Genomic DNA, 12,888 nt, shown 5'->3' with positions numbered 1-12,888 from the left:
CCGTACCGTTATGCAAGTTGATTTTCGGAACCACCCCGAGGGAGAGCGGAGAGATGGCCACAGCGCTGACGGACGAGCAGAAGATCGCGGTCGGGCGCGAGATGGCCGAGGCGTGGCGCGCGCTCGACTGGCGCAAGGTCGCCGACATGTTCACGCCCGACGGCATCCTGCATTCGATGATGGTCGAGCCGATCGTGGGGCGTGAAGCGATCTACAAGCGCGCGTCGGGTCTGGGCGACGGGCTGGAGCAGATCACCCTCAACATCCACCACATGGGCGTCATCGACGGGGTGCTCTACATGGAGCGCACGGACGAGTTCGTGATCCGCGGCAAGGCCGGCTCGGCGCCGGTGGTGGGCGTGCTGGAGTTCGACGGTCCACAGATCCGGATCTGGCGCGAATACTACGACCGCGCCCACCTCCTGAAGGCGATGGGGCTGGTCGAGGATTTCGACCAGAAGACGCGCTGACCGGGACCTAGCGCCCGTAAGGCCGCAGCTCGGCCGAGCGGGCGGAGTCCAGATATTCGTCGAGCCGTGTGATCACCCCGTCCTTCATCTTGACCACCACACAGGCGTCCATCGCCCATTTCTTCCCGTCGGGCAGGGTGGCCTCCAGCACGTGCTGCTGCAGGAAGCCGTCGGGCAGCGGCTCCCGCCGGATGACGCGGTAGTTGCGGTCGGGGAGGGTGCGGATGAACCAGTCCAGCACCTTCATGTTCTGGTCGACCGTCTGCTCGATCCCGTCGCTGTTGTGCCAGAGCTTGGCGTCCGGCGCGTAGCAGGCGCGCACGGCGGCCGTGTCGCCGGCCTGGATGGCGCCCACGAAGCGCTCGGCGAAGTCGAGGTAGTCCTGGGGGGTCATGTCGCGCGCTCCCTCAGCGGCCGGTCGTCACGCGCTCGCCCGACAGCGAGCGGCGCATCTGCAGTTCGAAGCCCTTGGGATCGCGCGCCAGGTTGGCGCGCACGTCCACGGCCATGAAGTCGGTATCCACCTCGTCGGCGCCCTTGCGGATCGCCTTCAGGCCCGCCTCGGCGATCGTCGCCGGCGTCTCCTTGAAGCCCTCGACGTGGCTGGCCATGCGGGTGTCGACGGAGCCGACGATCAGGGCGGTCACCGAGGTGTTCTGCGGCGCAAGTTCCGCCCGCAGGCAGGTGGACATGGCCCGGCCGGCGAACTTGGAGGGGCTGTAGCCGCCCATCCCGGGCACGGCCACGATCCCGCCAGCCGACAGGACGTTAGCGATGGCGCTCTCCTTGTGCCTGGCCAGGATCGGCGCGAACGCCCGGCACATGGCCAGGGGGCCGAAGTAGTTGGTCTCCATCTCCGCCCGCGCGGCGGACAGGTCCGGCGCCTTCAGAAGCGTCTGCATGGAGAACTGGCCGGCGTTGTTCACCAGGATGCTGACGTCCTGGCATTGCGCCGCGGCGGCCTCGATCTGGTGGGGCTTGCTGACGTCGAGCGGGATCGCCACCACCCGAGCCGGATCCTCGTCCACGAGATGCCGTGCGTTGGCCGGATCGCGGGCGCCGACATAGACCTTCCGTGCGCCGGCGGCGAGAAAGGCGCGTACGAACGCCTCGCCGATCCCGCGATTGCCGCCCGTGACCAGGGCGACGCTGTCCTTGATTTCCATCCCTCGAGCCTTTTGGTCTTAAGCCGCCACGAACCCGTCGCGAATGAACGTCCGGTCCGCCCAGACGCTGTGCGTGCCGCTGCAGATCTTGTGGGGCAGGGCGATGCGGACGACCGGACCCTCGTCGAAGCGCTTGCAGTCGATCAGCACGCACTCAGACGTGCCGCTGGTCTCGTCGATGATGAAGCTGACCAGATAACCGTCGTCCTCGTCCTTGGCGTCGATGCGCGGCACGAAGGGCGCCTCGCTGGCGTAACGGCTGTCGGGCAGCGTGACCTCCCACGACTGGCCGGTCTCCAGGTCGTGCTTCACGAACCCGGTGAACAGGAACCAGCCGGGCTTCGACGTGGTCGAATAGGCGTAGCGGTAAGGCTTGCCGGCATAGCGCTGGTTGAACATGCCGAACTCGAGGATCCGGTCGTCCAAGTGGCGCTCGTGGGTCTCGCCGGTCTTCAGGTTGAACCGCCAGCGATGCAGCTTGGGTTTAAAGCTGTGCTCGTCCAGGAAGGACATCATGTGCCCATAGCCATCGGGCGCGTCGGGCAGCGGCCGCGGGGTCGGGTTCTCCTGGAAGTAGCCGTCCATGACCACCTCATCGCCGTCCTCGTAGGCGTTGAGGAAGTGCAGGATGTAGGTGGGCTCGGCCTCGAACCAGCGGACCTCCGACGGCTGGCCATATCGCGGGATGATGGCGAAGCGAGACGGGATGCCCGGGTGCATCCGCACGGCGTGGATGTCGCGCTTCAGAAGCTCTTCATCCCAGAACACCGGCAGGTCGTTGAGGATCGAGTAGTTGGCCGTGAACGTCATGTCGTGCGGCAGGCGCGGGCCGGGCAGGGGGACCGGCACGTAGTGCGCCAGCTTCCCGTGCCGGTCGACCACGCCATAGTGCATGTAGGGCGCGTGCTTGGAGTAGTTGAAGAACAAGAGCTCGCCCGTGGCCTCGTCGACCTTGGTGTGGGCCGAAACGCCGTCCAGCGGCCCCCAGCTGGCCACGCCGCCCTGCTCCAGGGTCTCCGGATCCAGCCAGTAGGCCTCGCCACACTGGTAGAAGGTCGAGACGATCCGGCCGCCGTGGACAACCACGTCCGTGGACGATGAGTCCTTCAGCCCGCCATGCGCGCCGAAGCCCGGCCGCAGCGAGACGCCCGGGCCGTCCATCAGCCCGCCCCACAGGGCCTGGCCGGCTTCCTGTTCGGCCTGGAAGCCGCGCGTGCGGACGAAGCGGTTGCGATAGTCGGCGCGGCCGTCCTTGAAGCTGATCATGTGCACCATGCCGTCGCCGTCGAACGGATGATGGCGGCCCAGCGGCTGCTGCACGGGATTCTCGGTGTTGCGGACATAGACACCGTCGATGTCGCGCGGGATGGCGCCCTCGATCACGTCCAGGTCCGTGGCGTCCACCTCCTCATGCAGCGGCGTCCACGCGCCGTTGAGGTACGGATGGTTGCTGGGCCGCAGCGAGACCTGCACCGGCGGCAGTCGCTCCATCTTCATAACGGCTCTCCGAGCGTGTCGGCGCGCCCGTCGCGGCGCGCTCTTGAACCAAGTCTAGCAACATGGTCTTGTTGTGCAAGTGACATGGGCGCGCGGGACCAATCGCGTCGGCAGCCCGGAACGAGGGACGGAAACACGCATGAAGATCCTGCTCAGCCTGGCCGCGCTCGCCTTCGCCGTGACGGCGCCTCTGCCGGCATTGGCCGCGGATACCGACGCCAGCCGCATCGCCGTCGCCCGGGAGATGATCGCCGCGTGGAAGGCCGCCGACTGGCGCAAGGTGGGCGATCTGTTCGCCGAGAAAGGCGTCCTGCGCTCGATGATGATCGAGCCCGTGGTGGGACGCGAGGCGATCTACCAGCGCATCGCGGCCCTCGGCAAAGGCGCGCCGGGCGGCGTGGTCCTCGACGTTTCGCACATGGGCGTCATCGACGGTCTGGTGTTCATGGAGCGGGTCGACCGCTTCGTCTACAACGGCAAGCCCGGTGAGGTGCCGGTCGTCGGCGTGCTCGATATCCGCGACGGCAAGGTCCAGGAGTGGCGCGAGTACTACGACCGCGCGGAGTTGCTGAAGGCGCTGGGCGAGAAGTAGCGCTTCAGCCCATCCGCTCCAGGACCATGGCGGCGCCGACCCCGACGCCGCCGGTCGCCACCACCAGGCCGGTCTCCGCATCGAGCTGGACCATGTCGTCGAGCAGGGTGGTGGTGAGGATCGCGCCGGTCGCGCCCATGGGGTGGCCCATGGCCAGGTGTCCGCCGTTGGGATTGACCCGGTCCATATCGGGCTCGAACCGGCGCTCGAACAGCACCGGGACGGCGGCGAAGGCCTCCATGAACTCGACGGCGCCCACGTCGCTCAGCCGGAGCCCGGCGCGGTCCAGCGCACGCTGCATGGCGCTGAAACCCGCGGTGAGCTGAAGCACCCGATCGCCTGCGGTTTCCCCGACCGCGCGGATCCGGGCGAGGGGGCTAAGACCCAGGGCCTGCCCCGCCTCCAGCGTTCCCAGCAGCAGCAGGGCGGCGCCGTCGGCGATCGGCGGGCAGTGGGCGACGGTGTGCAGATGCTCCAGGCGCGTCAGGCCCGGACGATGGGACAGCAGGATCTCGTCGTAGCCCTGGGCGCCCGCGGCGGCGAAAACCGAGCCCAGGCGCGCCAGGCTGGCGCCGTCGCCGAAGTCCCGGATGTTCTCGTCACGGTCCAGCGCCACCGCGCCTTCGGCACCGGTGACCGGAATCACGCGGCCCGCGTAGCGGCCCTCCGCCCAGGCCGCCGCGGCCCGCCGGTGCGAACGCAGGACGGCGGCGTCCAACTCCTGGCTCGAAATCTCCTCCACGGTCGCCAGCAGATCCGCGGCAAGACCCACGGGCGCCCAACCCATCGCCGCGGCCAGATCCTTGTCCGTGTAGAAGTCGGCGCCGTCGGCCAGGAAGGGGGCCTGCGACATGCTCTCCACGCCGCCCGCCAGCGCCAGGTCCGCTTGGCCCGACGCGACCCGGCGGGCGGCGTCCGCAATTGCGCTCAACCCCGAAACGCAGAAATTATTGATTGTTAGCGCCGCGACTTCATCCGGAAGGCCGGCCTGGATGCGGGCCGAGAGCGCCACATGCCCGCCCTGAGCGCCCACCTGCGTGACGCATCCGAGCGTCAGGTGGGCCGCGGACGCGACGGATTCACGGCCGTTGCGTTCGGCCAAGGCCTGGACCAGTTGACCGACCAGTCGGGCCGGTGTGACACCCGCCAAGGATCCGTCAGGCCGACCCTTGCCACGCGGCGTGCGCACGGCGTCGAAGATGTAGACAGACATGGAACCGCTCCAGCCGCGCCCGAGTCCGTCTTGTAAACGAAGTCATATGAGCGGCAAGCCAGACCGGGGCCTCCGCGCGCACGATCAGCTATAGTGAAGCCGTTCCGCCGGACGGAGAGAGGACGGCCATGTCGATCGAGTTCTGGTGTCTGTACGCGGCGATGGGCCTCGCGTTGGTCCACCTGACCGCAGGCTCGTTCAGCTTCAAGGCGCAGGTGGGCAACGCCTATACGGTTGGGGCGCGGGACGAGGACCTGAGACCCAAGGGCGTAGCGGCGCGCCTCGACCGCGCGCAGCGCAATTTCCTCGAAACCTTCGCCGTCTTCGCCGCCGCCGTCCTGATGCTGGACGCGCTCGGCCGGAGCGGCGGTTGGCTGAGTGTGTCGGGGGCGGTCGTTTATGTCCTGGGCAGATCACTTTTCCTGCCGCTTTACGCCATGGGCGTCCCGTGGCTCCGCACGCTGAGCTGGAACTTCGCGACGGCGGGGCTGGCGATGGTGATGACGGCGATCGTCTGGGCGCCATAGCAGCCCATCTCCTAATTGCGCATAATCTTCCTTAGGCGCAATATTCCTACCTGACGTCGCCGACTCCTGTCGTTGACTCAATATCGCGAGACTCCCGCCGATTTTCCGGAAGCCCTCTCGTTCGCCGATCAGGCCCGACACTGACTCCAAACCTCGCGACTCAATCCGCCGGCTCAACGCTAAGAAACGTAGCCGCCGATCGCAGCCGCTGCGGCGGCATAGGTCCAGCGTCGGCGCAGATGGCTTCGGCCTCGGCCACATCATCGGCCGCGTCGTCGAAAATGAGTGGCTCGGGCTTCATCGTGGCTTCGGCATCTACGCCAGCTCAAAGGTCCGCAACGAGGCCGCTTTAGGTCTTCGACTTCGGCCCCGAGTGCGCGTCTCGGCTCGGTCTCCCATGGGCGGAGGCGTGGAGCGTTGGCACTGGGTGGTCTCAATTGCGACAAGGCCCCTCCCCTGGTCGCTCGAGCGCAAGGGGGCCGAAATTCTGTCGTGCAATCAAACGCGGGAGTCTGGCTGACCGGCTGAATAGAAAGCGCGTCTCAGCCTAGCTGTCTCCGTCTACGCGCCCTACAGGCCCGAACTTGCCCGCAGCGCGCGGTAGAGCGTCGAGTGAGCAACGTTGAGCGAGCGGGCCACCATGGTGGGGCTTTCCCCGCCTTCGACCAGGAGTTTGGCGTGGGCGACCTGTGCGGGGCTGAGGCGGGGAAGTCGTCCAAGGTGGACCAAGTCCATGTGGCCCGAGCTATCCGGCTCTCTTTTGATCTCTCAGCCAGCGCTGCACGCACCTGCCTTCGGCGACCAACGTGGGATTGGCAGTCTTGGGCACGGGCGCCTCGAAGAGGGCCAGGGCTTCATCGATCGCGGCAAGCCTATAGAGCGTGACCGCCAAAGCCGTTAGATTCGGCTTTCTCCAGGGCTGCGCGGTGGCGCTCCGAAAATACCAATGCGAGGCTTGGTCCTCGAGCGACTGGATCCTATCGAACCACGGAATTCCGTAGACCCGAACCGCGTCCGCGACCTCGGCAGGGCCGTTCGGATCATTCTTCCACCACCGATCGCGTCCGTCGATCAACTCGCCGATGCGCGGGCCGAACAAGCGGATCCCAAGCACGGCGTCGCATGCGATCGACTTTAGGATCCTCTCGGTTTCCAAGTCCTTCGCATACAGGTTGACCGTCACACCGCCGTCTACCCGGCTCTTCTGGAGACTGACACAGTCCCAAGTATCTCCGCGGACGCGGGTCCAGTCCTTCCCGGCGCGCGCAAATCCGAAGGACTGGAGCTCGCGATCCAACGCCTTGGTATAGGACTGGCCGGTCATATGAATGGCTTCGGATCGTAGAAGATCGGCCGGGTCTTCACGCCCGTGCCCTCATATTTCTTCACCGCCTTCTCTGCGGCTCGCCGACCCGAAGGTGTGTTCGGCTTGAGTTCCATCTGGAACGGTTGTGGCTCTCTTCCCGCGGCTCGCACCCGAGGCGGGGTTTGAACGTCAGGTCTCACAACCCTGCCATCTCTCATGGGCGCCTCTGGCTCGGACCTCCACCCCGGCTTCTGTGCGACCTGTTCTTTCAAGGCAGCATGTGCCCGGCGTCCGGCGCGCGTCGCCCAGTTGTCCCCCACGCGCAGGTAGGGCTCGCGCCGAACCAACTGCAGCGGCGCTCGCTGGATCGCGGCTGGAGCCAGGCGCGCGGCGATCATGCCCGCCGCTCCCAACCCGAGAACGGCCGCGGCTGGCGCCAACGCCGGGATGGCCATCCACGCGTTATCGCGACTGATCGCACGCTCGGTCTTCTTGAACTCAACCTGTTGACGCCGAAGCTCGGCGACATCGTCCGCTGGCGGACGATACATTCTGTCCGCCAGCGGAGCCGCCGCCGCTCGCGCACCCGTGAGCTCTGAGACGGCCCCGGCCTTGGCGCCCCTTCGTTGTGCCAGCTCCGTTTCTTGCCGAGCATTGTAAGCGTTCTGCTGCGCGGCCATCTTCGCATACGGACCCGCAAGCGGGTCAGGCACGCTGCGCGACTGCTCGCCACGAGCGTACGAACCAGTTCCAGCCAAAGTGCTCTCCCGGTCGGCGCTATGAGTGAGACGTGGACGCTGGCCACTCGGGCCGCACCTCCGCCATCCGTAAGGTCTCATAGTCACGCTTGGATGGCAAGAACAAAGAAGGAACATTTGAGTCGGCGACCGAGCGGCGCGGGCGTTTGCGTCACGAGCGGGCGCTTGAAACGGCCTGGAGCCCGCGACCGGACAAGCCCTCAAACTTCCAGTCGCGAGATTTGCGAACAGCGACGTCTGGCTTGGAGTCTGCCGCCTCCTTTTGGAGTCAGACTGACCGCGACGTGGATCGCGGCATTTGGAGTCAGCGACAGCCGACTCAGTACCTCGCGACTCCCGCCGATTTTCCGCAGGTTCGCCCTTCCCGCAGTGACCGCTAGACGATCCGGGCTTCCCGGCTGGCCGTTGGGCGGGCCGCGTCGCGCACGAGGTCCTCCACGTCGGCGATGTAGGCCTCGGAATTCTGTCGCGCGGCGTCTGCGCCCCACACCCCGTGGCGCTCAAGGCTGTCGAACCCGCCGCCGATGTGGAACAGGGCGCGAAACGCCTCCTTCTCGAGGAGCGGCGTGGGCAGGATCTGAACCCCGGCTTCGTGGAGCTGCGCCACGACGCTCTTCAGCATTCGCGGGCGGATTGCCGCGGGCACGCGGGTCAGCAGGGCGCGATGCGCGATCGGGCGACCGCCGCGGCGTCCGAAGGCCCCGACGATCTCGGCGGCCTTGATGGCCTCGCGCAGGTCGAGCTGCGACCCGGCCAGGGGCGTCAGCGCGATGTCGAAGCGCAAGGCCGCGAGCACGGCCGTTCCGCGCTCGGTGCCTTCGGTGTCCAGGATCACCCAGTCAGGGTTTCGCCGAGACGCCTCCCGGGCCGCATCGCGAATATCAGAGACCGTCGGCGCCGGATGAATGCTGATGGTCGAGACGCGGCCCGGCAGGGCGCCCCAGTTGACCAGCGGCTTGTTTGGATCGGAGTCGATCAGGGCCACGCGCCGGCCTCGCGCCGCCAGGCCGAGCGCCAGGACGACCGCCGCAGTGGTCTTTCCCGCGCCACCCTTGGGACTGATGAAGACGACGTTTGGCATCCGGGCTCCTCGGCGCACCAGTCGGCCGCGAGTCGGGCGCTTTCGTGTCCCGGCTGAGCCATGGCCCTGGGGTGGACGCTCGACCGCCCTTCCCTGTTGAACTCCGGGCTGCGCAGCTTGAACATACGCCCTCACCCCGCCATTGATACCGGTGTCAATCAAGCTGGGAGGTGCTGGCATGCAGGTTCGTGCGGCGATGATCGCGATGCTCGCGGGGCTCTCCGCGGCGACGGCTGGCTCGGCGCAGCCCTTGGCGCCAGGCGCCGTTCCTGCGGACGTGACGGCTCAGGTCAAGGCGGCGGCGCCCGCCCTGACCATCAAGGCGGCGCAGCTGAAGGTCCGCGACGGCCGGCGCTATTACGACGTCGAGGGCGTGCTCCCCGACGGCCAGGAGATGGAGCTGGATCTGCTGGAGACGCCGAACGGCTGGACTGTCGTCGAGGTCCAGCGGGACATCGCGTGGGCCGCCGCCCCGGCCGCCGCACGCACCGCTGCGGAAACGGCCTGGAAGGGCCCGCCGCCGGTGCGCGTCATCGAAAGCCGCCAGACGGACGGCGCGGTGATCTACGAGCTGTTCGCGCCCGGGCGACCGGCGACACCCGCGCTCGAGGTGATGGTCAGGAACGGCGACGCCAAGGTCCTGAGCGAGACCTGGCCCCACTGAGGGCTACGGCCAGAGGCCCATGAGGGCGATGGCCAGGCCTGCCCAGAGCCCCACGGAAACCGCCGCCCCCAGAAGCAGGCCGTATCCGCGGGCGATCGGTCGGTTGCGATGGGCGCGCGCCGGAGCCGCGACGAAAACGCCGGAGCGTGGGGAGATCGTCTCGCTCATGCGGACCTCCTGGAGCGGCCGCTCGGGGACGTGGCCGACCTCCAAGGTGAAGCTATGCAGATTCGCCTGATAGGCGAATTCTGACGATGACGTGCATCGGCTTGTGTGCCCCTGCCCGAGCTCCTACCTTCATCCAGTAAATACTGGAGCCTGCCATGCGCCTCCTTTCCATCACCGCCGCCCTCTTGCTGGCCAGTGCGACCACAGCGGCCGCCGCGCCCGCTTCGGTGACCGTCGCCGTGGCGCCCGAGCTGCAGAAGAAGTTCGACAAGACCTATGGACAGCGCGAGGCCGCGTTCCTGACCGCGGACCTGCGTGAAGCCGTCGAAGAGGCGCTCGCCAAGGCGGCGGCCTATGACGGCGCGCGCATCGAGCTGACGCTCGTTGATGTGAAGCCCAATCGCCCCACCTTCAAACAGCTCAGCGATACGCCCGGCCTATCCTTCGAGAGCTTCGGCGTCGGCGGCGCGGCGATCGAGGGCCGGGTGATCGGCGCGGACGGCGCCGAGACCCGGGTCGATTACAAGTGGTTCGAGACCGACATTCGCCAGAGCCGGGCCAACTGGATCTGGAGCGACGCCGAATGGACCTTCGACCGCTATGCGCGGAAGCTGGCGCGCGGCAAGGCGTTGGCTCGCCGCTGACCGCGCTCGCCGACGAGGTTGCGTCACAAGACGGCGCGCGGTCTGATCGCCGCGCGCCTTTCCTTTTCCGAGTCCCCCATGACCCGCCCTGCCCCGCCCGCCGACCTGGCGCCGATCGACCGGCTGCTGGCGATCATGGCCCGTCTGCGCGATCCGGAGGACGGTTGCCCCTGGGACCTGGAGCAGACCTTCGCCACCATCGCGCCCTACACGGTGGAGGAGGCCTATGAAGTCGCCGACGCCATCGAGCGGAACGACCTCGGCGACCTGAAGGACGAGCTGGGCGACCTCCTGCTGCAGGTCGTATTCCATTCGCGCATGGCCGAGGAACAGGGCGACTTCGCCTTTGATGACGTGGCCCGCGCGATCAACGACAAGATGATCCGCCGCCATCCCCATGTGTTCGGCGACGAGACCTACGCATCCCTCGCCCACCAGAAGCAGGGCTGGGAGCAGCTCAAGGCCGCCGAGCGCGAGGGAAAGGCCGACGGTCAGCCCGCCGGGCTACTGACCGACGTGCCGGTCGGCCTGCCGGGACTGACCCGGGCCGTGAAGCTTTCCAAACGCGCCGCTACGGTGGGGTTCGTGTGGCCGACCGTGCAGGACGTGGTCCACAAGCTGCACGAGGAGGTGGGCGAGATGCTCGCCGAGGTCGAGGCCGGCGATCTCGACAAGGTGCGCGAGGAACTCGGCGACGTCCTCTTCGTGGTGGCCAATCTCGCCCGCACCCTCGACATCGATCCCGAGGACGCCATCCGCTACACCAACGCCAAGTTCGTGCGGCGCTTCCAGTACGTCGAGGCGCGACTGGCCGAGCGAGGCAAGACGCCCGACCAGTCCGACCTCGCCGAGATGGACAGCCTCTGGGACGAGGCCAAGGCCGCGGAGCGCGGCTAGAAGGCCAGCCCGGGGTTGCGGCCACGCCGCACGGCTTAGCGTCGGAGGCGAGTCACTCGTCCTCCAGCTCCACGTTGGGCAGTCCGAGCGCGGCGGCGACCTTGCGCGTGTAGCTCGCCCCCACGTCGACGACCGCGCCGTCCTCGGTGTGGAGCCGCATCATGCTGCGCCGGCCACGCTCCACGCGCGCGACGGCCGAGAGCCGTACGAAGGCGCTGCGATGGACGCGGACGATCTCCCGCGGGTCCAGCTTGGCCTCCAGCTCCCGCATGGTCGTGCGCAAGATGTGCGTGCGCAGATGGGTGTGGATGAGGGCGTAGTCCTTGTCTGCTTCGATCCGGCGGATGTCGGCCGTCTGCACGCGGACCAGCCCCTCGCGTTGGCGGATCCAGAACCCCGATTCGAAACTGGCGGCGGGCGCCGCGCAGTTGGACGGGCCCGAAAGACGCCGCCTGGCCCGGCTCATGGCCTCTTCGAGTCGGTCGGGGCGGACCGGCTTTAGCAGGTAGTCGGCGGCGTCCAGCTCGAAGGCCTCCGCGGCCCAGTGCGAAAAGGCCGTGACGAACACGACCTCGGGCCGCGCGCTGCCCGCGAGCACGCGCGCCACCTCGACGCCGGACCGCCCGGGCATCTGGATATCCAGGAGCACGACGTCGGGCGCCGCCGCCGCGATGGCCGCCAGCGCCGCATCGCCGTCGGCCGCCTCCCCGACCACCTCGACCCCGGTCAGCCGGGCCAGGCAGGATCGCAGCCAGTCGAGGGCCAGGGGTTCGTCGTCGACGATGAAGACCCGCATCAGCGCCCCTCCGAGACGAACGCCAGCGGCAAGTCCAGCTCGACCCGAAAGCCGCGCGGCAGGCGCTCGGCGCGCACGGCGGCGCCCGCGCCGTAGTGCGCCTTCAGCCGCCCGGCGACGTTGCGCAGGCCGACACCCTCACCCGCAGTTCCGGGCGCGCCGCCGGCGCCGTCATCCGCCACCACCAGCCGCAGACGGCCGTTCGGCGCCGCCGCGCAAACCGTCAGGGTGACGGGGCGCTTGCTCGGCGCGACGCCGTGCTTGATCGCGTTCTCGACCAGGGGCTGGAGCAGGAAGTGCGGCACGCTCGCCCCGGCCAGGCCATCGGGCAGCTCGATGTCGACCCGCAGCCGCTCGCCGAACCGCGCCGCCTCGATCTCGAGGTAGGCGCCCACGACGTCCAACTCATCCTCCAGGCTGGCCATGGCGTTGGGTTCGCTGGCCAGGGTCGCCCGGAAGAACTCGGCCAGACGGGAGACCACGACCTCGGCGTCCCGATTCCGCCCCGACCCCACCAGCGACATCACCGCGTTGAGGCTGTTGAACAGGAAGTGCGGATTGATCTGCAGCCGCAGCGCCGCCAGCTGGGCCGTCTGGGCCTCGGCCAGGGCCGCGGCCAGGCGGCGCTCCCGCTCGTGCACGGCGCGCATCGACAGCCCGAACCCCAGCCCCACCGCGTACATCAGATAGACCGGGGACAGCATGAGCAGGTTGTTCAGGAACAGCAGCCCCTGCCCGCTGACCCGCGCCCCGTCCGGCAGCACCACCTTCGCCTTCAGATACTGCTCGATCATCATCAGGTCGATCGTGGCGTGGACGAGGATCAGGGCCACCAGCAGGGCGGCGGCCAGCCCCATCCGCCAGCGCTCGGAAACGCGCCGAAGCAGGCCCGTCACCACGCCGCAGAAGCCGCAGGACAGCGCAAATCCCACCGCCACCGTCGTGAGCAGATAGGCCGTGTCCTGCGCGCGCTGCTGTCCGGTCGCCACCCCCGGCGCGATGTAGCAGGCGAAGGCCAGCGACCACAGCAGGAGCGCGAACACGACCGCCAGCGCGGCGAAGCTCCACCTGGAATTCGAAGTCACCACGCCTCCCCTGGGCCGCAGCGC

General features: G+C 68.1%; 17 protein-coding genes. 6 read left to right on the top strand and 11 right to left on the bottom strand.

Features of this window, described 5'->3' with window-relative positions:
• The first annotated feature begins 53 nt into the window (after nt 1-53).
• The gene (locus A2790_RS16040; RefSeq protein WP_293393570.1) at nt 54-470 is read left to right on the top strand and encodes a nuclear transport factor 2 family protein; all 417 of its coding nucleotides are present in this window, start codon (nt 54-56) and stop codon (nt 468-470) included.
• 7 nt (nt 471-477) lie between these two features.
• Here the strand turns inward: A2790_RS16040 and A2790_RS16035 are convergent, their stop codons facing one another.
• From A2790_RS16035 to A2790_RS16025, 3 genes are read right to left on the bottom strand one after another with little or no spacing between them, the layout of a single operon-like run.
• Nucleotides 478-864, bottom strand: coding sequence for a nuclear transport factor 2 family protein (locus A2790_RS16035; RefSeq protein WP_293393568.1), 387 nt, complete (start codon nt 862-864; stop codon nt 478-480).
• A gap of 13 nt (nt 865-877) precedes the next feature.
• Nucleotides 878-1,636 (bottom strand): SDR family oxidoreductase, encoded by a 759-nt coding sequence (locus A2790_RS16030; RefSeq protein WP_293393566.1) that lies wholly within the window; start codon nt 1,634-1,636, stop codon nt 878-880.
• Between the two features lie 18 nt (nt 1,637-1,654).
• Nucleotides 1,655-3,133 (bottom strand): carotenoid oxygenase family protein, encoded by a 1,479-nt coding sequence (locus tag A2790_RS16025; RefSeq protein ID WP_293393564.1) that lies wholly within the window; start codon nt 3,131-3,133, stop codon nt 1,655-1,657.
• Between the two features lie 139 nt (nt 3,134-3,272).
• On the opposite strand from A2790_RS16025, the gene A2790_RS16020 reads away from it, so the two are divergent.
• The gene (locus A2790_RS16020; protein ID WP_293393562.1) at nt 3,273-3,725 is read left to right on the top strand and encodes a limonene-1,2-epoxide hydrolase family protein; all 453 of its coding nucleotides are present in this window, start codon (nt 3,273-3,275) and stop codon (nt 3,723-3,725) included.
• A gap of 4 nt (nt 3,726-3,729) precedes the next feature.
• On the opposite strand, the gene A2790_RS16015 is transcribed toward A2790_RS16020, so the two are convergent.
• Nucleotides 3,730-4,938: an acetyl-CoA C-acyltransferase gene (locus tag A2790_RS16015; RefSeq protein ID WP_293393560.1), complete on the bottom strand. Its 1,209-nt coding sequence runs from the start codon at nt 4,936-4,938 to the stop codon at nt 3,730-3,732.
• 128 nt (nt 4,939-5,066) lie between these two features.
• Between A2790_RS16015 and A2790_RS16010 the strand changes: the two genes are divergently transcribed.
• Nucleotides 5,067-5,465 (top strand): MAPEG family protein, encoded by a 399-nt coding sequence (locus A2790_RS16010; protein WP_293393559.1) that lies wholly within the window; start codon nt 5,067-5,069, stop codon nt 5,463-5,465.
• A 570-nt stretch (nt 5,466-6,035) separates the two neighbouring features.
• On the opposite strand, the gene A2790_RS16005 is transcribed toward A2790_RS16010, so the two are convergent.
• From A2790_RS16005 to A2790_RS15990, 4 genes are all read right to left on the bottom strand, one after another.
• Nucleotides 6,036-6,200, bottom strand: coding sequence for a helix-turn-helix domain-containing protein (locus A2790_RS16005; protein ID WP_293393558.1), 165 nt, complete (start codon nt 6,198-6,200; stop codon nt 6,036-6,038).
• 10 nt (nt 6,201-6,210) lie between these two features.
• The gene (locus A2790_RS16000) at nt 6,211-6,789 is read right to left on the bottom strand and encodes a DUF4304 domain-containing protein (RefSeq protein ID WP_293393557.1); all 579 of its coding nucleotides are present in this window, start codon (nt 6,787-6,789) and stop codon (nt 6,211-6,213) included.
• Complete coding sequence (locus A2790_RS15995) at nt 6,786-7,451, bottom strand: hypothetical protein (protein ID WP_293393556.1); 666 nt, start codon at nt 7,449-7,451, stop codon at nt 6,786-6,788. The genes A2790_RS16000 and A2790_RS15995 overlap by 4 nt, the downstream gene beginning before the upstream one ends.
• A gap of 454 nt (nt 7,452-7,905) precedes the next feature.
• On the bottom strand, nt 7,906-8,610 hold the full coding sequence (locus tag A2790_RS15990; protein ID WP_293393555.1) for a ParA family protein: 705 nt from the start codon (nt 8,608-8,610) through the stop codon (nt 7,906-7,908).
• Between the two features lie 178 nt (nt 8,611-8,788).
• Here A2790_RS15990 and A2790_RS15985 point away from each other — a divergent pair, with 178 nt between their 5' ends.
• A complete protein-coding gene (locus A2790_RS15985; RefSeq protein ID WP_293393554.1) occupies nt 8,789-9,274 on the top strand; it encodes a hypothetical protein in 486 nt (161 codons plus the stop codon).
• Nucleotides 9,275-9,277: 3 nt separating this feature from the next.
• On the opposite strand, the gene A2790_RS15980 is transcribed toward A2790_RS15985, so the two are convergent.
• Nucleotides 9,278-9,442, bottom strand: a complete 165-nt coding sequence (locus A2790_RS15980; RefSeq protein ID WP_293393553.1) for a hypothetical protein — start codon at nt 9,440-9,442, stop codon at nt 9,278-9,280.
• A gap of 155 nt (nt 9,443-9,597) precedes the next feature.
• On the opposite strand from A2790_RS15980, the gene A2790_RS15975 reads away from it, so the two are divergent.
• A complete protein-coding gene (locus tag A2790_RS15975; RefSeq protein WP_293393552.1) occupies nt 9,598-10,086 on the top strand; it encodes a hypothetical protein in 489 nt (162 codons plus the stop codon).
• A gap of 78 nt (nt 10,087-10,164) precedes the next feature.
• Nucleotides 10,165-10,983, top strand: coding sequence for a nucleoside triphosphate pyrophosphohydrolase (mazG, locus tag A2790_RS15970; protein ID WP_293393551.1), 819 nt, complete (start codon nt 10,165-10,167; stop codon nt 10,981-10,983).
• Between the two features lie 52 nt (nt 10,984-11,035).
• Here the strand turns inward: mazG and A2790_RS15965 are convergent, their stop codons facing one another.
• Together A2790_RS15965 and A2790_RS15960 are read right to left on the bottom strand one after the other, a co-directional pair.
• Nucleotides 11,036-11,779, bottom strand: a complete 744-nt coding sequence (locus tag A2790_RS15965; RefSeq protein WP_293393550.1) for a LytTR family DNA-binding domain-containing protein — start codon at nt 11,777-11,779, stop codon at nt 11,036-11,038.
• Nucleotides 11,779-12,864, bottom strand: a complete 1,086-nt coding sequence (locus A2790_RS15960; protein WP_293393549.1) for a histidine kinase — start codon at nt 12,862-12,864, stop codon at nt 11,779-11,781. The genes A2790_RS15965 and A2790_RS15960 overlap by 1 nt, the downstream gene beginning before the upstream one ends.
• Nucleotides 12,865-12,888: the final 24 nt, after the last annotated feature.

Origin of the sequence: Phenylobacterium sp. RIFCSPHIGHO2_01_FULL_69_31 (assembly GCF_001824475.1) — a bacterium.
Lineage (GTDB): Bacteria > Pseudomonadota > Alphaproteobacteria > Caulobacterales > Caulobacteraceae > Phenylobacterium.
Note: the sequence above shows the minus strand (reverse complement) of the source record. Positions and strands in the feature narration are given on the sequence as shown.